This is a genomic window from Roseburia amylophila, assembly GCF_025567465.1.
Lineage (GTDB): Bacteria > Bacillota > Clostridia > Lachnospirales > Lachnospiraceae > Roseburia_C > Roseburia_C amylophila.
The window spans coordinates 1-21,724 of sequence record NZ_JAOQKI010000003.1 but is presented as its reverse complement, the minus strand read 5'-3'; the positions used below and the strand labels follow the sequence as shown (position 1 = coordinate 21,724).

Genomic DNA, 21,724 nt, shown 5'->3' with positions numbered 1-21,724 from the left:
GTTCCATTCTTTACTCCTTTTTCTTAACCCTTAACCGCTCCTGCCGTTAATCCTCCTACAATATATCTTTGGAAAATTAGTGCTAATACCATTGGTACAACTGTAGCCAGCAATCCTGCAGTCATCATCATTCCATAATCAATTCCATACTTTGTTCCAAACTCTGATACCGCAACCGTTAATGTCTTCGAAGTTTTTGATGTAGTAAAAATTAATGCATACAGAAATTCATCCCATGCCATAAGGAATGCAAGAACACCTACTGCAACATATCCCGGTAATGCTGTCGGCATAATAATTTTCCAAAACACCTGATTCCAACTACAACCATCTACCCGTCCCGCTTCTTCAAGTTCAAATGGAACCGATTTAAAATATCCGTTCAAGACCCAGATTACATAGGCAAGAACTGCATTTGTATTAATTAATATTAATGTTCCCAAATGATCCAGCAGCCCCATCCGGCTAATCATGATATAATACGGTATTACCAATGCAATTGGTGGTAGCAGCTGAAAAAACATTACTCCAAATAACATTGGTTTTTTCATTCGAAAGCGTAATCTTGCAAACGCATAGGATGCCACTGCACCTAATACAAGACTAATTACTGTTGTTGTACCCGCAACAATGCAACTGTTTTTTATTGCCATTCGGAATACTTCAACTTGTTTTGTTGGATTTTTATCCCACAATAACATTTTGTATCGTTCCCAGGTAATTGATGTAGGCAGTATTTTGTCACTACTTAACAATTCATTTTCTGATATGATACTGGATATAAACATCCAGATAATTGGCAATAGCGTCCAAAGAACCAATAATATCACTGCCAAATATAATAATATCCTTCCTATTCTTCTCTTTACCGTTCGATTCATATCTTAATCCTCCGTTTTTCCTGCTTTCAGGTAAAGAAGGCTCAATAACAATATAACAACTGCTATAATTACGCATATTGCCGAACCTTTACCATAATGTAAGTAATCAAAGATTTCATGATACGCATAAAAGCTTACTACCTGTGTACTGTCATTTGGTCCACCTGACGTCAACGAATATACAATATCAAAAACTCGAATCGTCTGAATTGTACGCAAAACAAGAACCACTATATACATTGGCTTTAATGCAGGAAAATACACTACTTTAAATCTCTGCCATGCATTTGCCCCGTCTATAATTGATGCCTCCTTTGCATCATTAGACACGGTCTGGAGTCCTGCAAGCAGCATAATGATAACAAGTGGAAGCATCTTCCATGTATCTGATAATATAATCATATTAATTGCAAGCTTACCACTTCCAAGCCAGACTATATTTTCATCTATCAAATGTAATTTTAATAATACTTTATTCAAAATTCCTGCGTTCGCATTAAAAATCCATTTCCACAAATTTGCATTTACAATCGTTGGCACTGCCCATGGAATCAGAATAATTCCACGCACAAAGCCTCTTCCCTTAAAATTTTGATTCAGCAATAATGCTGTAAGTGTTCCCAATATAATCTGAATTATCACTGATACAACTGAAAAATATAAAGTAATTTTTAAAGAATTCCAAAATGCATGGGTACTCATAACTTCTGCATAATTCTTTAATCCAACAAATTTCGTTACAAGACTACCTGGATTTACATCATTTAAGCTGAACCACAATGTAAACAAAACAGGAAATAATCCTAATCCCATGATAATCAGCATGGCAGGAGTAATCATTCCATAAGCAGTTCTTGCTTGTGATATACTTGATTTATTCTTCCTCTTCATATTCTTACCCTCATATTAAAAATGGCAGGCAGTTTACCTACCTGCCATTCTCTATTTAATTCACAAAACTTTCTGATACTTCTTCTGCCTGATTTAGTGCATCCTCTATTGAAGTTGAACCTGACAGTGCTGCCGAAAATAATGGTTGTACTGTATTAGACCACTCACTATAATCAGCAAGCTGAGGTCTTGGATGTGCTGTTGCAAACTGCGGATAAAACTTAGCCAGCTCTTCATGTTCAGCCACCAGATTCTCATCTTTATATAATGCATCAATTGTCGGCAGTACATTATAATTCTCATATGCATATTTCTGAATATCCTCACTAGTAAATAACTCAATATATTTATATGCATACTCCGGATATTTTGAGGTAGATAATACTCCGAAGCCACCGCCACCAGTTACTGAAGCACTTTCTGCTTTATCAGTTCCAGGCATTAAGCATACATCTACATTTCCTGCAACAGTAGAATTTTCTGGATTATTTGCATATCCATACACATAAGCCCAATTCATAACAAATGCTGTATCTCCTGCCATGAATGGATCCAGGCAATCTCTGTCCGTGTAGGTAATTGATGCTGGATCTGCCCATCCATCCTGCATAGAATCATACATAAACTGTACTGCATTATTTGCACTTTCACTGTTGATGTCAAATGAGCCATCTTCTTTCTGCCATGTTCCGCCAAAACTGTAAATCATGGTTGTCAAATCACAAATCAAACCTTCTGCCTGGGATGCCCCCCACGCAATACCATACTTGCAAATGCCTTTATCCATCATATCCTGAGACATTTCTTTTAATTCATCCCATGTTTTTGGTGGCTCCTCATATCCAGCATCCGCTAACATCTGCTTATTATAAAACATCCATTTTCCACCATTTGCAAACGGAATTGCTTCTGTTTTTCCATTATAAATCATCTGATTTAACGAACTCTCAATCAAACTGTTTTTTACATCTTCATCCATATATTCACTTAAGTCTATGGTTACTCCCTTACTTTCAAATTCTGCAACCCAGGGAATATCTACATAGCAAACATCCGCATCTCCTCCACCGGTCCATGTTGTAGTAATTTTTTCGTGTGTACTATCATAGGACTGACAAATCAGATTCACTTTTACACCATACATTTCTTCGTACTTCTTTCCAGCATACTCATAAAGTCCTTCTTCGTCGGTTGTACAAATAACGCTAATGCTTTCCGGTTTATCTCCGGCTTCTGTTCCTGCTACTTTGTTATTTTCTGTTTCAGAGTTACCACAAGCTGTAATTGATACTGCCATTGTCATACACAACAGTACTGCAACTAATCTCTTCATTCTTTTTCCTCCTTTTACACTAATACTTTTTTGTTCTTCTCCCCTGGCGCCTTTTACTTTATTCTCCTTGCTTTTTGTAGTTTAAATATAACGATTTTATATTCATGATTCAATTTCATTCTTGCTTTATTTTTGCACTATTTTGCGCAAGACATTTTTAATTAAAAAAAGACGAAATATACTAATCACATTTTGTATATTTCGTCTCCTTTATATACTACTATATTTTAAATTCTGGAATGATGATAACCCTCACAGTTGTTTATTTCTTCATTTCCACTTATTTTACGGTATCTGCTTGGTCCCATAGAATATACTTCCTTAAACTTCCGGTTAAAATAGCTCAATCCTGAGAAACCAGATTCATATGCCACTTCACTGATGGGGAGTTTTGTGGAAAGCAATAATTTTTCTGCAGATTTTAATCGGATATGATTTAAATACTCTACAAATGTATAATCTGTTGCCTGTTTAAACACTCTGCAAAATGTATACATACTCATGCAACACAATTCTGCTACATTTTGTAACTCTATATGATTTTGATAATTTTCTTCTATGTAAGACAACGCAGGTCTGATTTTTTCCAAGGCTATCATAACTTCTGTCGCAGGTCTTCTGGCACAAATATAATCATTTCGCATAAAGTATACCATTAGTTCCATAATATACGCAGGTATCCGAATCTCATATCCCAAAATCTTCTTTTTATATTCTCCCTCTATTTTCCACATAATGGATTCTACTTTTTTACTTCTCAAATTAAAATGTCCAACTTTTCGAAACGGATCTAATAATATACTTGGAATGTGTTGATATTCCTTTGCCACAGAAAAATAGGGTAAAACAGGTTCCATTTGAAACTGTAACAACAATATTTTATGTCGCTTTGTAATTTTTTCCGTTTCATGTGGTTCTTCCCCAGAAATGACCGTGATGTCGCCTGGTCTTGAAATAATCTTCTCCCCACCAAATCTTACATATGCTTCACCCTCTAACTGGCACAAAATTTCCCATGAATGATGCCAGTGCATCGCACACCCCGTTAAAGTATAAATTCCTGCTGAGAACGGTAATTTTGCCTCTTCAATATAAAAAAGCTCCGAAGAGTGAAACTTATTTGCAGTTGATATGGGTTCTTTGATTTTTATAATTTCTTTCTTGTCTTCCATTTTTCTCCTGTTAATCTCTCCCATCCAAGCTATAATTTTTTTGTCAAATCCACCAATTTTTCTACTCTGTAATCTGCCTGCTGCTCTAACTCTCTTAACTTTTCATTGGTTATGGCATCTTCCGGATGATACCAACAGGTTTTAAGTCCTGCAGCATGCCCTCCTGCAATATCTGCTGTCAGGGAATCACCTATCATCAGGCATTCTTCCGGTTCAATTCCAGGCAATTCTTCCATACATTTTTCAAAAAAACGAAGGCTCGGTTTCTCTACGCCAACCTTTTCCGAAACAAAGCAATGTGTAAAATATTTACGCATGCCGCCTCGTTCCAGGCGGTTTAGCTGCTGCTCATACGGTCCGTTGCTTGCCGCACAGAATATGTATTTTCCTGCTAAAGCTTCCAATGTTTCCAATGCACCGCTCACCGGCACTGCACTATTATGAAGATAGCTTCGGAACACATGATCCATTGCCACACCATCGGCTTTTAATCCCAGCCGTTTTAATATAATCTGCCAGCGGACATAGGGAATGTCTTCCCTTGATAATTCACCCTTTTCGATTTTGTCCCAGATAATATGATTTTCTTCCTGAAAAACATTAAACATTTCCGGTTTAAACTCCAGCCCCAAATCTGCAAATGCCTGTTTCATGGAATCTTCTGCTCCCGCATCAAAATCAAGCAGTGTATTATCAATATCCCAAAAAAGGACTTTTATATTCTGGATTTTATTCATCCTTTATTTCCTCGTCATCCTAAGGTTTTATGCTATGCAAAATGCAATACATCTATCAACAGCAGCCAGACTAATCCATAATAGGTTACTACTGCTACCAGGTCATTAATTGTGGTAATCAATGGACCAGATGCCACTGCCGGATCAATCTTAATCTTATGAAAAAGCATTGGAATCAAGGTTCCCACAAGGCTTGATATTACCATTGCTATCATCAGTGCAAGGCCCACGCATCCTGAAATAATAAATGCATGACTCACCGGATTATTCTTTAACAACCAGACATATAATCCGATAAAGGAAAATGCCAGTATCCCCAGAAAAAGCCCGTTCATAAACCCAACACGCATTTCTTTTCCTACCAGATGACGCTTCTGTTTTGATGTAAGATTTTCATCTACCAGTACACGAATGGTTACAGCCAGCGACTGTGTTCCGACATTTCCTGCCATGTCAAGTATCAGCGACTGGAAACACATGACAATTGGAATTACGGCTACAACGGTCTCAAAAATCCCCACTACAGAAGATACGCCCATGCCAAGTACCAGTAAGATAATCAGCCATGGCAGACGTTTCTTCATACTCTCTACCAGCGTTTCCTGTAAATCTTCTTCGGCGGTCAGACCTGCTAACTTTGCGTAGTCATCACCCATCTCATCATCCACAACTTCTACGATATCCTGAGATGTGATAACACCTAAGATTTCATCATTTTCATCCAGTACCGGAATGGAGTCCTCTGCATAGTCCTTCATTCGCTCGATACATTCACTGATCTGTTCATGATCCCGCAAATACGGATAAGATGTACTGATGATATCTTCCAGTGCATTATTTTCACGGGCAATGATTAAGTCCTTTAAATCGATGGCTCCATAGAATTTGCCTGCTTCATCGGTAACATAAACTGTCAAAATGTTATCATTTTCTCCCGCCTGACGAATCAGCTCCCGCATAGCCTGCCGGATGGTAAGATCATTCTTAATCACAATGAAGTTCGTGGTCATCTTGCTACCAATTTCGTCATCCTCATAGGACTGAATCATCTTAATGTCATGACTGGATTCTTCATCCAGTAACTCTACCAGCTGTGCCTGCTTGGAATCATCCAGTTCGTCTAAGACATCTACCGCATCATCGGAGTCCATGTAGGAAATAACCCGTGCCGCTTTATCCAGATCCAATTCATTCAGATACAGATCCGGGTCATCAATATAAGTAAAGATTTCCGCAACCTGTTCCGCTCCCAGGATTGGGTATAATCTCTTTCGTTCTTCTTCATCCAGACGCACAAATGCATCCGCAATATCATTTTCATGATAATCGGATAATTTATCCCGCAGTTCCTCATTGCTCTTCGTACTACGGATTATCTCTATTAACTCTTCTACATAATTCTGCTCTTTTAATTTCTCGTCCACTGCTTCTGCCTCCTTATATCATTTTCCTGCGGCAGCAGTCCCGATGATACCCGCACAATTACAGGAAACACATATCGCATTTCCAGCGTAAAAAGAGCAATTGTCCTGTATGGATTCTTACCTGAAATCCATGGCCAATTGCGCCAAAATCATCTTCTGTCTGCCACCGCAGATACTACTTCGCCCAGTACTATCGCAACTGTCCATGCATTTCACCTCCTAATTCATTCTTTTTTTCCATTCTAATCCTCGGAATGAATCAAGTCAAGATTTGCTTTGTCTGATATTTGTATAATCTTTGTAAAATATATATTTTTTTATTCTATTTCTTCCATAAATATTCCAGGCAATTGTGAATGAGGGATTGAGAAAGATTTTGAGCAAAAAATTTTGAGGCTTTCCATGTACAGCTGATTTTCTTAGATGTGAAATGCCAACAGTTCTTAGAATGCGTGTTTTTCTTGCTGGTAAACTGTCTTTCCGGTTGCTTTGTCAGAATCGCTGCACTGTCCGTCGAGAACAGATGCCACATAATGCCTGCAAGGGGCACTGGGAATTTCGATATCATCTTAATTTCATCTGGCAACCGGCACAAATTCACATCCATGTTCAATTGTGCCTCGCTGGTACATCCCTGTACCAGCGTTGCCCGTTGCCAGACGAAATTCCAAGTGCCCCTAACAGCCCTTATCAGGCATCTGTACTTCGACGAACCGTGCAGTGATTCTGGCAAACATTGGAAAGACTGTTTTTATGACCAAAAGAAAAACACGCATTTTAGAACTGTGGTATTTCATCATCTGAAAATCAACGTACATGAAATACCTCAAAATTCCTTTACTCCAAATATTCTACCTCTTTCGCAATTGCCTGCTACATTTATCGAATATTTGTATAGTCTAAGAAAAAGCACATACAGCTTGCCCGCTCACTTCCTTCATTCCGGTAAATGTGCGGCTGGTCTGTTTCAAATTTGTAGACCTGGCTCTTTTCCACCTTCTGGCTGTGGTCATGGCATTCTATGGTCAGCGCGCCGTCAATTACCGTAATATATTCTCTCGTCCGCTCACCGTGGCTTCCACTGGTGTATACACCGCCCGGCTCTACGTCAATCCGGTAGATTTCTACGGACTGGGAGTCCTCAAATGGAAAGCAGGTAAAGACCTTATACTGTCCCTCCAGTTCCTTGGTTGGAATCATTTCTTCCGGCTTCACCAGACAGAAATCCACACGGGGAGCTTCAATTAAAGTCTGAAATTCAATCCGCAGTCCGCTTGTAATCTTTCCAAGTACACCCAATGATGGATTTGCCGTTCCCTTTTCAATCTGTGCCAGCATACTCTTACTTACACCGGTCTGCTCTGCCACCTGATCAAGACTCATTCCCTTGGACTGACGCAGTCTCTTTAAATTTTCCGATACATTGTGTGACAGGTAATCCATACATTTTCCTCTCTTTCCATTTGAAACTTTCACTTCAAATTTTTTACATCAAACTTTTCGCATCAAATTTTTATGATATTAACCGATGTTTTTGATAAAGATATCTATTTTACAGTGCCTTGCGGTATAACATTTCTATATCACACTGACGGGATGACCGTGGGTTCACTGCAATATTGCCGCTCTTCATGGCATCTGCTGCCATTGCTTCTATTTTCTCTTCGATGGTCTCCCGGCTGATGCTTCCTGTTTTGCCTGCCTGATTGATGGCTTCCGTAAGATTTGCCGGAATTCCGATGGCTTTGCATAAGGAACGGATGGCATCCACTAACATCATCGGTTCAAATTCATCTTCATAGGCCGGAATTTCACTGATGTAGTTATAAATTTTATAATACCTTCCATGGTCAGCTAAGGCATTATACTCCGCTACTACCGGAAGCAATACTGCATTGGCAACTCCGTGTGGCACATCAAAAAATGCACTGACCGGATGGCTCATGGCATGTACATTTCCAAGTCTTGCAAAAGAAAATGCAATTCCAGCAAACAGTGAGCCTACCATCATTGCCTCTGCCGCCTCCACATCGGTGCGGTTTGCCACAAATCTCCGGATATTTTCTCCGATGAGCTCCATTGCTTTTTCTGCCATGGCGTCGGAAAATGGAGAAGCCGCAGTTGAAATATACGCCTCTTCTGCATGGATAAATGCATCAATTCCGCAGGCTGCCGCCACACTGGCTGGTGCCGTTGTAATCAGGTCTGCGTCCAGAATAGCATATGCCGGCAGCAGTTCATAAGAAAATACCGTCAGTTTATAGTCTCTGCTGTGGTCTGTAATTACAGAAAATGCTGTTACCTCAGAACCGGTTCCTGCTGTAGTCGGTAGTGCCACCAATGGAATAATTTTGCCCGGCACTTTATGTGCCCCTTCATATTCGGTAATGCTTCCACCGTATTTTGCTACTACACCGACTGCCTTTGCTACATCCATCGGAGAACCGCCGCCAAAAGCTACGATAAAGTCTGCCCCGGAAGCCTGAAATGCTTCTGTCGCTGCTTCCACGGTTGTAACGGAAGGATTTCCTTCGATATCCGTAAAGTCATCCACCAAAATTCCTTCGGCTCTTAAAGATTCTGCAGCTTTCTCCACCAGTCCCATCTTCTTAAGATGCGGTCCGGATATGATAAACGCATGCTTTCCACCCATTTTTTTTGCAACTTCCGGAAGTTTTGCCATAGAGCCTCTTCCTACAATAATATTCTGTGGTACTGAAAAATTAAATTCGTTCATAGCTTTTCCTCTCATTTTCTGTCGGTATTTTCAGAACTTACTACTCGACTTTTCTATATTCTGCTTTCTTCACTCTATACATTCCATTATCCTGCCAGCCGCGCCAATACACGGTCGATTGCCACATCGATTACCTGATCCAGCTCCACATCATCTGCCCCCGGCATCAATGTTGCTGCATCTTCATCTGAAATAAGCTGTACCAGACTGCCAAAGGACTCTTTGTATTTCTTTTTACAGATTACAAAGAATACAACACCAAGCAAGCTCCAGGCTCCAACCATCAACCATTCCGGAAGAATCAGGCTGCCGCCGGTTCCCGGAATGCAGTACATGCATACCATAAATCCTGACATTAAGACTGCCATTACACCCACAAATTTATAACCAGGCACTTTATACGGACGAGGCATATCCGGTTCTTTCTTTCTTAAAATCAGAAATGAAATGGATACCATACAATAGGCAAGACAGCATCCAAAGTTACCTGCATCACAAATCCATACCATCATGACACGTCCCGCAAAGGGGGCTAACATCGTAAGAATTCCCATCAGGATTAATGCATTTAACGGGGTCTTATGCTTTGGATGAAGTTTTGCAAAAGTTCTTGGAATCATATAGGATTCTGCCATGGAATATAAAGCACGGGAACCACCAATCATAAAGGAGTTCCAGGAAGTAATGATTCCGCACATTCCACCAACAATAATTACTTTTGCCATGACCGATGTTTTAAATGCTACTGCCATGGCATCTGCGGTTACAAGACCGGTTCCTGTCTGTGATGCTGCAATGGCATCCGGCTTTAATACCAGACCTACTGCAATGATAACCAGCGAGTAAAACAGCACTGCCAGTACAACAGATAATATCAGCATTTTTCCAATTTTCTTCGGTGGAACATTGATTTCCTCTGCCGCCTGCGGGATAACATCAAATCCGATAAAATAAAATGGAGATAACACCGCAACACTGAGTACTGCCTTGATTCCACCTCCGGTTGATGTGCCGGCAAACATCTGTCCGTTAAGATTATCCACACTTCCATTGATGACGGATGCAACAATCAACAAAATCCCTGCTCCACCAATGATAATAGTAAGAATGGTCTGTAAAATAGCTGCTGTTTTGGCTCCAAAAATATTTATTATCATAATTAAAAATGCAACGATAATTGCTACAATCAGCCAGGAAGCATAGATATCAAATCCAGCTACCGTATAAAGATATCCCTTTAAAAATCCCGACCAGAGATAGGTCAGAATCGTTGGAAATGCACATGCTTCAAAGCAGGTAACTCCGACATATCCCAGAACGATTGCCCATGTACAGATAAAGGAACCATTTGAGCCCATTGCCCGGTAACTGAACACATGCTCACCACCACACTGTGGCATGGCTGCTGTAAGTTCTGCATAAGTCAATCCCACAAAGAATATCATGATTCCACCAAGAACAAATCCGATAGCTGCTCCAAGAACTCCGCCTTTCTGAATCCAGCCACCGGAGGATACGACCCAGCCCCATCCAATCATGGCACCAAATGCAATGACAAGAATATCCCAGGCATTAAATACTTTATTGAATTCTGTTTTCTTCTGTTCCATATTTACTACCTCCTATTCCTGAAATACTTTTCCGGCTACTTCTTCAATCAACTGTGCAGTTCCATCCACACCCAGCAAATCGCTGTTAATCAGCATATCCCTGTTATGTCTGTCTCCACGATTGCTTCCGGTCAGTGCCATATGTCTTTTGTGATAACGTTTATCTTTTTCCACAATCAGCAATTTTGCATCATCTGCCGAAAGATTGTGGCTTTCCATTACATTCTTTATCCGTATTTCATCCGGTGCATAAATGAAAATGCGTAATATTGGTTTTTGTTCTTTTAAAATATAATCAGCAGAACGTCCTATAATCACACAGGACTCTCTTGCTGCGAGTTTTCGAATAATTGTTTTCTGGACGTGAATTGCACGTTCTGTCAAATCAGCGTATTTGGAGAAAGAGCCCCTGACATCGCCTTCTGCTCCTTTACCGGCAATGGTCACTCCTTCTTCTACCTTTTCCATAATATCTTTGGGAATTCCTACTTCTTTGATAATCTCATCTACCGTTTCACGGTCATAAAACTTGATGCCCAAATCCTGTGCAACCTTTTTCCCAATCTGATTTCCTTTTGCGCCATATTCGCATCCTATTGTAATAACAAGATGTTCCATTTTGCTTCCCTTCCTTAATGTATATACATGCGTTTTTTCTCATCCATACGAACCTGCCACTGGCAGCTTCGTATGGATGCCTGACAACTATCTGCATAAAAAAGACGAGGGCGCACTTATTTTCTGTGACATCCTCGTCTTTTCTATTTCTTATTTTTATCTTTCTGTTATTCTTCCGGTGCCCGGTTTGAAGGACACGGATTCCTAAATTTCTTACTTTTCCAGTGATTTTACCGTTTCTTCAATGATTGCATATGCCTTGTCGCATTCTTCTGCGGATACGATAAGTGGCGGCACCATACGAATGACATGTGCACCGATAGCTGTAATCAGAAGCTTTCTGTCTAAGCAGCCATGTTTTACATCTACACCGGAAATGGTATCATCAAATTCTACACCAACTAATAAGCCCTGATGTCTTACTTCTTTGACATGTGGTAATTTTTCTAATTTTGCTGAGAAATAGTCTCCCATTTTCTTTGCATTTCCGGCTAAGTCATTGTCTAAGAGCTCCCCCACCTCAGCCAAAGCTGCTGCACAGCTGATTGGATGTCCACCAAAGGTTGTTCCATGGGAACCAGGTGTAAATGCTTTGGCGACCTCTTCCGTTGCACAGATTGCACCGATTGGCATTCCGCCGCCAAGACCTTTTGCCATGGATACGATATCCGGTTTTACGCCATAATTCATATAGGACATTACTGCACCGGTTCTGCACCATCCGGTCTGTACCTCATCTAATAATAAGAGCATTCCTTTCTCATCACAAAACTCTCTTAAGCCTTTCATGAATTCCATGGTTGCCGGATGTACTCCGCCTTCACCCTGTACCGGTTCAATCATAATTGCGATTGTATTTTCGGTACATGCATTTTTAAATGCCTCCAGGTCATTGTATGGTGCATAGGAGAATCCGTAAGTCATTGGTCCGAATCCTACCTGGCAGCCATTTCCCGGCTGACCGGTTGCTGACATTGCTCCAAATGTTCTTCCGTGGAATCCCATTTTAGCAGTTACGATATGATATTTATTTGGACCGTATTTTTCAATTCCATATTTACGGGCCATTTTAATCATTGCTTCGTTTGCTTCTGTTCCGGAGTTCTGATAGAAAATTTTATCCATGCCAAGGGTCTTACAAACTTTTTCTGCTAACAGTGCCTGTGGAATGGTATATGGATAGTTGAAGGTATGCATGATATCATCTACCTGATCTTTGACTGCTGCTACTACCTTCGGGTTACGGTTTCCTGCATTGTTAACAGCGATTCCTGCATAGAAGTCAAGATATGGTGTTCCTTTCTCATCATAGAGGTACATGCCCTCTGCTGTCTCAGCCAGAAAATCAAAACGCTCATATGTTTCAATCATATATTTATTTACTTTATCTTTAATGTCCTGTACGCTTAATCCTGTGTCTTTTAATTTCATAATTGAATCCTCCTTGACATATTCTTTACTCTTTTTTGTTTTCTCTTTAAACCGGTTTGTTTTGTTCAATGGACTTTCTTTCGCAACTCTAGAAACACACTTTGCGAGTTTCTAGAGTTTTCGCGGTGCTCGCCAAATCTGCATGCAAGCATGCGATTTTTCTCGCTACTCGCGAAAAAAAGGCACTTACCGATTGGTAAGCGCCTTCGCTTTTGTTTGTCTATTATTTTGAACAGTTATACAATATCACGTCTTTTTTGCTCTGTCAATATTTTTTTACAAAAAGTTGCATTTTCCTGTTTTTTCTGCTTTTTTCAGTCTGTTCATGAGAATTAATAGAATATATTGTATGTTTTTGTACATTATATTGTACATTTGTATTATTCATTCGTACACTATAGTATCGTTTTGACTTTATACACTCTCCGCTCCGATATAAGCTTCGATTCTATCCCGCTGTAAATGCTCTCCGATTACAATAATAACTTCCTGGCCTTCCTGAATCGGTTCCATCCGCACTCCGTTATGGGTAGCATTAAGTTGTATCCAGGAATTATCTTCTGCTTTTATAAATCCCTTAATCCGAAATACTGCTCCGCAGGAACTGTCTTCTAAGATTTCTTTTGCGACCTTCTGCAATTTTTCTGCCGTCATAGGTACATTCATAAAATACTGTGACTCGAAGCCGGAGTGTTCCTCCAGATCCATTTTCTCATAATTTTCCATCACATAGTCACTGCTCATAATCCGATGCAAATCTTCCGAAGTAAGCTGCGGTGTACTCTTACGCAGAATCTCTTTTCCCAGTCTTCTCTTACAGTGAATCTTCTCCAAGGCTTCGTTGATGTGTGCAACCGTTGCATCCATTTCTTCTGCTGTAGCTTCATCAGCATGGCTTAATAGAATGCAGCCTGCATCTGCCACCTCTGATGCCAGAATGAAATCTGCCTCATCAGACAGCTCTTTTTCCAGCTTGGCATCTACGATTGCAATTACATTTCCAATCTCATACCACTGATCCAGCGGTTCTTCCCGCAATGCATCAAAGAATTCGTCCACATCAAAAATTCCGGATGGCTCCACCAGCACCCTGTCATATCCGCACATGCCCATGGCGATTAGCTTTGTCTTAAAACGTCTTCTGTGGCAGTCCTTATCACAGCCTCCGGCTACCATTTCCAGCTCACAGTTATCTCCCATCAAATCCTGCAGCAGCATCATGTCCACATTTACTGCGCCATAGTCATTCTCCAAGATTCCAATATTCATGCCCTGTTCCATCAGATACTGGGCGTATTTTCTTATAAATGTTGTTTTACCGGAACCTAAAAAGCCGGTAATTAAGTCGATTTTTACCATGTTTGTCTTCCTCCTTCTCAGATATCCCGCTCCAGCCGCCATAAGAGCTCCTGGTATGCCTCCATTACTTTATCATGATGACTTCGGATATAATCCGTATCCGGAATGTCATGATTCTTGATGGCATACTCTAATCCCTTAAACTGCCCAGACAACTCCATGGCTCCGATATTCGCAGACATATTTTTCAGTCCATGCACATGAATCTGATACTGCGCCCAGTCCCCTGCCTCATAATCCTGCTGCAGAGTATCCACCATCTCATCTTTCAGATAGACTTTTAATATCTTAAAATAAAACGCTTCATCTCCCATGCATACGGACATTCCCTGCTTCGTATCAAGATACGGAAAACGCTCCTGCAATGATTTCTTATTTTCATCTGCTCCACCGTCAGAATTTTTCTTTTCCACTGCCTCTGTCTGCTTGTCCACCAGAAAACGTTCCAGTATCTTCCACATCTTCTCTTCAAAAATCGGTTTGGAAATATAATAGGCAAATCCATGCTGCAGATACATTTCCTTTGCTCCTTTTACCGCATTGGCTGTCATGGCAATTACCGGTGTAGTTTTATTCTGATGATTCATTCGCTTCATTTCCTCAAAGGTGGCAATGCCATCCATATCCGGCATCATCTGATCCATGAAAATAAGATCATAGTGCTGTTCTTTCATCAGAGTCAGTCCTTCTTCCCCACTGCCTGCCACATCCACGATTGCACCAGTCTGCAGCAGCATCTCTTTTGCCACAATGCGGTTCATTTCCATATCATCCACCACAAGGATATGCACGCCGGCAAACTGGGGTACCGGCATCATAGCACCGACAGAAAGCTCATAGTTTTCGAAAATCTGCTTCATATCACCAATGCCATCTTCGCAGATGACCTTCTGCGGTATGATTGCCGTAAATGTTGAGCCTTCACCATACCGGCTTTCTACCAGCACTTCTCCGTGCATCATATCTACCAGACGTTTCGTCAGGCTCAGTCCCAGTCCGGTTCCCTCGATATTGCGGTTCTTATGCTCTTCTAATCTTGTGAAATTCTGGAAAAGGTTCTCCATATCCTTCTTCTGGATTCCAATTCCGCTGTCCTTTACATCGATACGCAGGTTGATATTTTCCTCGTCTATCCTGCTATAAGAAATTTTTAAAATTACATGACCACGCTTGGTATATTTTACCGCATTGGACAGGAAATTATTTACAACCTGGCGGATGCGGACATCATCTCCATATAAAATGGATGGAAGATTCTCATCAATTTCCATATACAGATCCAGATTCTTTTTCTTGCAGTTAGAGGCAACTATCGTATAGCAGTCGTTAATGAGGGAAGCCAGCTCATAACCCTCGCAAAGCAGCTCCATCTTTCCGGATTCAATTTTGGAAATGTCCAAAATGTCATTTACAATGGCAAGCAGGGTTCTGCTGGCCCGCTGCATATTTCCTGCATACTCTGCAATCTTCTCCCTTGGCAGCGTATCAATCTGCCGGAGCAGGATACTGTTCATTCCCATAATACCGTTGATTGGCGTACGGATTTCATGGGACATATTCGTAAGAAAATCGGTCTTCGCCCGGTCTGACACCCGGAGCCGCTCTAAAAGTTCTTCTTCGTAAGTAATATCCACCAGTGTTACGATAGTGTTCTGCATCTCGCCATATTCATCGCAGACCATCGAAGACGTTACCGATAAAATCTGATTGCCCTGCAGGCATTTCACCTTGCAGTGCTCTAATTTTCCCTGATAAAGCTGTTCTGCAAATTCTTCCTTTTTGCCCCCGCAGGCTACCAGTTCTTCAAAAGGCTGTTCCACATCTGCGCCAAACAACACTTCTGCATTTGTATTATGTAAAATATGTGTTCTCTGATAATCATATACCATCACACCATAGTCAATCTGATTAAACAGATAATCTGAAACTGTTAATTTTGATATTCCAAAAGTATCATACCGGATACTAAAAAATACAGTCATTAAAAATGAAACTGTTACACCATAAACCGAACTGGGATAAGATTTAATTCCATAAAATGGCAACACCGTATCCGGAATTGCCGAAAGAAGCATAATTGTATTTCCCAGAATGATATATGCCACATATTTTCTCTGACTTTTACGCATAATTTTCTTCGACCAATATAGTACAATATAGATGCAGCACAAAAAGCAAAGCATAATATACATCCAGTGATAAAACACGCTGCCATGAAATTCTGTGGTAAAGCAGGTTCTTCCATTGACCCTGTAAAAATGGCGGATCCGCATACTTCCAAAAGAAACACCATCCACCAGAGATGTCAGTATTCCTAATCCAACCATCAGGCCATATCCCTTTATTTTTACACCAGTCAGACACGCCACATAAATTACAATCGCAATGACATATAAATTAAAGCCCACAATTGTCATGCAAAAGAAATCCTGTGCCAATCTGTCATCCGTACAATTTCCATACAATGCTGAACCCAGTGCCCAGATTCCTCCTCCTATTCCCAGAAGCAGGATACAAATCCGCCCCTTGTTTTTCGTATTATTAATAAAAAAATAAAAGATACCAACGCCAATACATATAGTTGCACATGCTACCAAAAGCACTGTTGTAATCATACCTGCTTCCATCAGTTTTTCTCCCGAGTTGTTTTACTTCATTATATATAAAATCCAGTTTGTTCGCAATAAAACAATCCCTATAGAAGCTGCCACCAGCATTTTCTTATTGCCGCAAAAAAGCAGGAGCTCCGTTCCAGTTTCGGTGTTCCTGCTTTTTTCTGTCTTTTTCTAATTTTCCAACTTTGTTCCTACTTTGAACTTTTATTTTGAACTTTTATTTCAAACTTTTTACTTCAAACTCTTATCCCAAACTCTTATTTTAATTCTCCTGCCGGATGTATCATATCCGGTGTAATCAGCTCTTTGATAATCAGGTACTGCTCAATGGTTTTTACACAGTTCTGCACGCCGACCCGCTCACTGTTTAATGTCATGTCATAATTGACCGGGTTTGTCCAGTAATTTCCATGGGTGTAATATTCATAATAATCTGCCCGGAATTTATCCGTCCGCTCTATGGTTGCATTAGCAACCTCTTCGGTCACACCCATATTTTCCATGGTACGGTTCACGCAGAATGCTCTCGGTGCCTCAATATAGATGCTCACCACATTTGGTTTACCCTTCAGTACATAATCAGCACATTTTCCGACGATGACGCAGGACTCTTTTTCTGCCAGATCCTTGATAATTTCACTCTGATATTCAAACAGCTTGTCATCCGATACGAATTTTTCATTTCTGGAAATGTAACGTCTTGACCGTGGCAGCCCTCTTAAAAAGCTGGAAAATCCACTGGTCTCCCTCATTTTTTCATTTACTTCCTGAAAAATATTCTCATCCAGTCCACTGAGCTGGCTTGCCAGCGTTAAGATTCGGTTTTCATAACAGTGAATACCTAACTCCTTTGCCAGCTGGGAAGCAATCGCCTTTCCGCCTGTTCCGAATCCTCTTGCAAAGGTTATTACAAAATTCTCCATATTTTCTGTCCTCCTTTAACCTGCTAAATAACGACTTAAGAATTCCCGTGTTCTCGGATTTTTCGGATTGGTAAACAATTCGGATGGAGCTACATCCTCTGCCACATAGCCGGAATCCATGAAAATGGTTCTGGTGGACACATCCCTTGCAAATGCCATCTCATGAGTAACAATAATCATTGTAAGTCCCGTCTTAGCAAGCTCTTTCATAACATTTAATACTTCTCCTACCATTTCCGGGTCCAGTGCAGAAGTCGGCTCATCGAAAAGAAGTACTTCCGGATTCATGCAAAGAGACCTTGCAATGGCAACCCTCTGTTTCTGTCCTCCGGAAAGCTGTGATGGTTTTGCATTGATATAAGGAGCCATTCCTACATCCTTTAAATGTGTGATTGCCCGGTTAAATGCCTCTTCTTTGGAAATGTGAAGCACCTTTCTGGTGCAGAGCATGCAGTTCTGCAATACAGTCATATTGTTAAATAGGTTAAAGGACTGAAATACCATTCCCACCCTGGAGCGGTATTCATTGATGTCCTTCTGTACATTCCGGACTTCCTTATCATGGTAAAGGATTTTACCAGAGGTCTGCCGCTCCAGTTTATTGATACACCGCAGCAGCGTTGACTTTCCGGAACCGGAAGAACCAACTATACAGATAATTTCTCCTGCTTCTATATCAATATCTATTTTTCTTAAAACCTCATGATTCCCAAATGATTTGCTCAAATCCTTGATTGAAATTACTGTCTCTCCCATATCCGTTCCTCCTACTGATTATCCATATACTCAATTGCCAGTGCGTAATCTGTCTTGCCCTGCATTTTCTTTTCAATAAATTTGAAAATCTTATCAAAGACAAAGCACAATACAAAGTAAATCACTGCAATTACCAGGTATGACTCGAAGTATTTGTAATAATTTCCTCCGACTGTTTTTGCAGCCATGAAAAGTTCCTGTACTGCAATTACATTTAATACGGATGTCATCTTCAGGTTTGTCAGGAATGTATTTGCCATCTCTGGGATAATATTTTTAAATGCCTGTGGCAGTACCACATACAACATTGTCTTAAATGGCGACATTCCCATTGCCCATGCGCCTTCACGCTGGCCCATATCAATGGAGCCGATTCCGGCACGTACTGTCTCACCCATGTAAGCTCCGGTATTTAATACCGTTACCACAATACCTGCAAATACCGGTGTCATTTCTACTCCCAGCATTTTTATTCCATAGTATACAATCATTGCCTGAACAATCATTGGAGTGTCACGGAAGATTTCCACATATACGGTAAAAATGATTTTCAAAAGCCGCATCAGAAGCTTCTTGAAAACATTATCACCCTCGCTGATTTTTGCATCATTTACAAGTCCGACAATATAGCCTAACACAAAACCAACCAGCGTTCCGATTACAGCAATTTCCAGCGTAAGCCAGGTTCCTTTGATAAACATACTTGCATATTTCTGGGCTAAAAATATCATCCACTCTAACGAATTACTCGGATTTTCTACTAACATATTTCTCTACCTCACTTTATCTGTTACTCAGCTCACGCTGGAAATATTTCTAGTTTGCTGCCGGCTGCTGTGTCAGAACAGTATCCATCAGCTCATCCATTTTGGCTTTATCATTCCAGCCAATGGCATCCATTGCATCCTGGATTTTATCTCTTAATGCGGTATCATCTTTTCTGGTAGCGATACATACATTTACCATTTCATCATCACCGGTGAAAGAATCATCTGCATCTAACTGAATAATCACAAGGTCATCATTGGTAAGTGCTGCTGACTGTGCGGTTGGCAAATCTACGACACATACATCTGCAACACCATTGGATATTGCCATGAAACATTCGGATGTTGTCTCATAATTTCCTGACTGCTCTGCACCTTCAATCTGATCCAAAAGAGGTACCCAGCCGGTTCCTAACTGTGTTGTTACTTTACATCCGGTTCCTGCCAGATCAGAAAGTCCTTTTACATTTTCATAAGCACTTCCCTTTTTTACTACGATACAGTTATCTCTGTAATAATATGGTTCTGTAAATGAATAAGAAGCTTCTCTTTCTGCTGTTTTTCCCATTCCTGCGATGATTACATCATAATCTCCTGCATCTAATGAGATTCCAATGGAAGACCATTCTACTTTATGAACCTCTAAATCCATTCCCATCTCATCAGCAAGCTTCTGGGCTACTGCCACATCATATCCATATGCATAATAGTCAGATCCATAAATCGGAACCGCCTTGCTTCCATCCGGTGTTGTATCACTGTCCTGTGTCCAGTTAAATGGAGCATATGCACATTCCATTCCAACTCTTAATACATTCTTATCAGATGTCTCTGCTGTCTCTGAGGCTTTCACATCTGTATCGGATGTTTTTGTATCTGATGAACCACATCCTGCCAATGTAGATATTGCCATAACTCCTGTCAGTACCAATGCTAATAATTTTCTTTTATTCATAATATGTTCCTCCTTAAATGCAAATGTGAAGCCGACTTTTTGTTTCTCTAGAGTATCAAAAAAGACGCTTGAGATTTCTTTCTCTCAAAGCGTCTTTGCTGATAGACAGTATAGTATACTTTCTTTTTCTTCTTTTCAACTTTCAAATTGCACAATTTGATTGTGCATTTTGCACAGCATCTTAATTAAACATCAATCTTTTTACCAGAATACAGTTTACAATATCGAGATATTCCATGGAATCTTCCAGGTCAACCTCCAATATTTCTTCTATCTTCTTCAGGCGGTACTGCAGGGAATTCCGATGGATATACAAAGCCTCTGCTGTCTTTCCCACATTAAATCCACTCATATAATATGTCAGCAGTGTCTCCACCAGAAATGCCCCATTGGTCTGGTCATACATCTCAAGCTTCTTTAATTTGTCATTGCAGTAGTCCAATATCTCCTGCTGATTTCCATTGTTAAACATATATTTATAAATGCCCATGGAACTGGCACTAAGCACTTTTTTATTAGTAGGATTCGGCAGATAATCTTTCTTTGGAATCAGATTTTTTGCTTCCTGATAGCTCTTGCCAAATTCAGACGGATCCGTATAGGCTGCGCCCAAAATACAGGTACTGTGTATCAGCCCAGCGAACTGTGGGCGGCTGTCCAGCTTCTTTAGCAATTGTTCAATCTGCCGTTCTGTCGCCTTATCCTCCGTTGCCTCAAACAGCAGCACAAATTTATTTAAGAATCGCATATACATCGGACGATTTTCCATATGCATTACTTCCCGGTTCAGACAGTCCGTATAATAGAGATAAGTATGCTCATCCTGCTCCAGGTTAATTCCATATTTCCGGTCAATTACAATGATTCCAACACGATATGCCCGGTCGAAAGCCAGTCCAAACTGGCTGGATATTTTTTCAATATATTTATCATTTACTTCATATCCAAACAGTAGATTATATAAATAGTCCCCGGTACGCTTATTTGTAATATTGGTTTCCAGTATCAGCTGCCCGATACTCTGTGCAATATCCACGAAGGTTGCGCCTTCCCAGCGGACATAGAACAGTGGCAATTTCAATTCAACCGCCTTGTCTATCATTTTCTGTGGAATCTTCTCCCGGTCATCCACAATCGATATTGCAAGCCCGGAAATTCCCAGTGCATTCAGTTCTACCATTGTTTCAAAGGTCTTCTCGATGTCAAACCGCAGATAATCCACTACAATCAGTGCGAAGTTGCCAGGATTCATATGCTCTTCATAGGGCTTCGTCTGCACAAAATATGTCCAGGACACCACTCTGTCCAGTCCTACTTCCCCTGTCAGCAGTTCTACTCCATCCAGATCCAAATTATTGACGTCTCTACAAGTAACCATAATGTCTCCCTCTGTTGGTTGTGTGCAAGTTGCAAAAAACCCGGAGAAGTGCGATGATATGTACCCAGAATCCTGGACACATATTTATGAACTAGGCTGAACACATGGATGCTATCCTGTATTGTACAGGCGGCATC

18 protein-coding genes are annotated in these 21,724 nt (G+C 40.5%); all 18 read right to left on the bottom strand.

What is annotated here, in order from left to right; translation table 11 throughout:
- Positions 1 to 23: 23 nt before the first annotated feature.
- A complete protein-coding gene (locus OCV43_RS02520) occupies positions 24 to 881 on the bottom strand; it encodes a carbohydrate ABC transporter permease (RefSeq protein WP_022243665.1) in 858 nt (285 codons plus the stop codon).
- 3 nt (positions 882 to 884) lie between these two features.
- Positions 885 to 1,772 (bottom strand): carbohydrate ABC transporter permease, encoded by an 888-nt coding sequence (locus OCV43_RS02515; protein WP_022243666.1) that lies wholly within the window; start codon positions 1,770 to 1,772, stop codon positions 885 to 887.
- 55 nt (positions 1,773 to 1,827) lie between these two features.
- Positions 1,828 to 3,105, bottom strand: a complete 1,278-nt coding sequence (locus tag OCV43_RS02510) for an ABC transporter substrate-binding protein (protein ID WP_262623335.1) — start codon at positions 3,103 to 3,105, stop codon at positions 1,828 to 1,830.
- 227 nt (positions 3,106 to 3,332) lie between these two features.
- Complete coding sequence (locus OCV43_RS02505; RefSeq protein ID WP_262623334.1) at positions 3,333 to 4,277, bottom strand: helix-turn-helix domain-containing protein; 945 nt, start codon at positions 4,275 to 4,277, stop codon at positions 3,333 to 3,335.
- 29 nt (positions 4,278 to 4,306) lie between these two features.
- Positions 4,307 to 5,014 (bottom strand): YjjG family noncanonical pyrimidine nucleotidase, encoded by a 708-nt coding sequence (locus OCV43_RS02500; RefSeq protein ID WP_262623333.1) that lies wholly within the window; start codon positions 5,012 to 5,014, stop codon positions 4,307 to 4,309.
- Positions 5,015 to 5,046: 32 nt separating this feature from the next.
- Positions 5,047 to 6,438 (bottom strand): magnesium transporter, encoded by a 1,392-nt coding sequence (gene mgtE, locus OCV43_RS02495; protein ID WP_227700669.1) that lies wholly within the window; start codon positions 6,436 to 6,438, stop codon positions 5,047 to 5,049.
- An 879-nt stretch (positions 6,439 to 7,317) separates the two neighbouring features.
- Positions 7,318 to 7,881, bottom strand: coding sequence for a helix-turn-helix domain-containing protein (locus OCV43_RS02490; RefSeq protein ID WP_022243671.1), 564 nt, complete (start codon positions 7,879 to 7,881; stop codon positions 7,318 to 7,320).
- Between the two features lie 109 nt (positions 7,882 to 7,990).
- Entirely contained in the window at positions 7,991 to 9,175 is a 1,185-nt protein-coding gene (locus tag OCV43_RS02485) for an iron-containing alcohol dehydrogenase (RefSeq protein ID WP_117841436.1), read from the bottom strand.
- An 86-nt stretch (positions 9,176 to 9,261) separates the two neighbouring features.
- Positions 9,262 to 10,785 (bottom strand): APC family permease, encoded by a 1,524-nt coding sequence (locus tag OCV43_RS02480; RefSeq protein WP_262623332.1) that lies wholly within the window; start codon positions 10,783 to 10,785, stop codon positions 9,262 to 9,264.
- A gap of 12 nt (positions 10,786 to 10,797) precedes the next feature.
- Positions 10,798 to 11,403 (bottom strand): cytidylate kinase-like family protein, encoded by a 606-nt coding sequence (locus OCV43_RS02475; protein ID WP_022243674.1) that lies wholly within the window; start codon positions 11,401 to 11,403, stop codon positions 10,798 to 10,800.
- A gap of 213 nt (positions 11,404 to 11,616) precedes the next feature.
- Positions 11,617 to 12,834, bottom strand: coding sequence for an aspartate aminotransferase family protein (locus tag OCV43_RS02470; RefSeq protein ID WP_118541206.1), 1,218 nt, complete (start codon positions 12,832 to 12,834; stop codon positions 11,617 to 11,619).
- A 414-nt stretch (positions 12,835 to 13,248) separates the two neighbouring features.
- Positions 13,249 to 14,193 carry a GTP-binding protein gene (locus tag OCV43_RS02465; RefSeq protein ID WP_262623331.1) on the bottom strand — a complete coding sequence of 315 codons (945 nt, stop codon included), beginning with the start codon at positions 14,191 to 14,193 and terminating at the stop codon, positions 13,249 to 13,251.
- A gap of 17 nt (positions 14,194 to 14,210) precedes the next feature.
- Positions 14,211 to 16,820: an ATP-binding protein gene (locus tag OCV43_RS02460; protein WP_262623330.1), complete on the bottom strand. Its 2,610-nt coding sequence runs from the start codon at positions 16,818 to 16,820 to the stop codon at positions 14,211 to 14,213.
- A gap of 245 nt (positions 16,821 to 17,065) precedes the next feature.
- Complete coding sequence (locus OCV43_RS02455) at positions 17,066 to 17,731, bottom strand: cytidylate kinase-like family protein (protein WP_227700658.1); 666 nt, start codon at positions 17,729 to 17,731, stop codon at positions 17,066 to 17,068.
- Between the two features lie 15 nt (positions 17,732 to 17,746).
- The gene (locus OCV43_RS02450; protein ID WP_262623329.1) at positions 17,747 to 18,487 is read right to left on the bottom strand and encodes an amino acid ABC transporter ATP-binding protein; all 741 of its coding nucleotides are present in this window, start codon (positions 18,485 to 18,487) and stop codon (positions 17,747 to 17,749) included.
- A gap of 11 nt (positions 18,488 to 18,498) precedes the next feature.
- Positions 18,499 to 19,254 (bottom strand): amino acid ABC transporter permease, encoded by a 756-nt coding sequence (locus tag OCV43_RS02445; RefSeq protein ID WP_022243680.1) that lies wholly within the window; start codon positions 19,252 to 19,254, stop codon positions 18,499 to 18,501.
- Between the two features lie 49 nt (positions 19,255 to 19,303).
- Complete coding sequence (locus OCV43_RS02440; protein ID WP_262623328.1) at positions 19,304 to 20,209, bottom strand: transporter substrate-binding domain-containing protein; 906 nt, start codon at positions 20,207 to 20,209, stop codon at positions 19,304 to 19,306.
- A 181-nt stretch (positions 20,210 to 20,390) separates the two neighbouring features.
- The gene (locus OCV43_RS02435; RefSeq protein ID WP_262623327.1) at positions 20,391 to 21,587 is read right to left on the bottom strand and encodes a helix-turn-helix domain-containing protein; all 1,197 of its coding nucleotides are present in this window, start codon (positions 21,585 to 21,587) and stop codon (positions 20,391 to 20,393) included.
- Positions 21,588 to 21,724 lie beyond the last annotated feature (137 nt).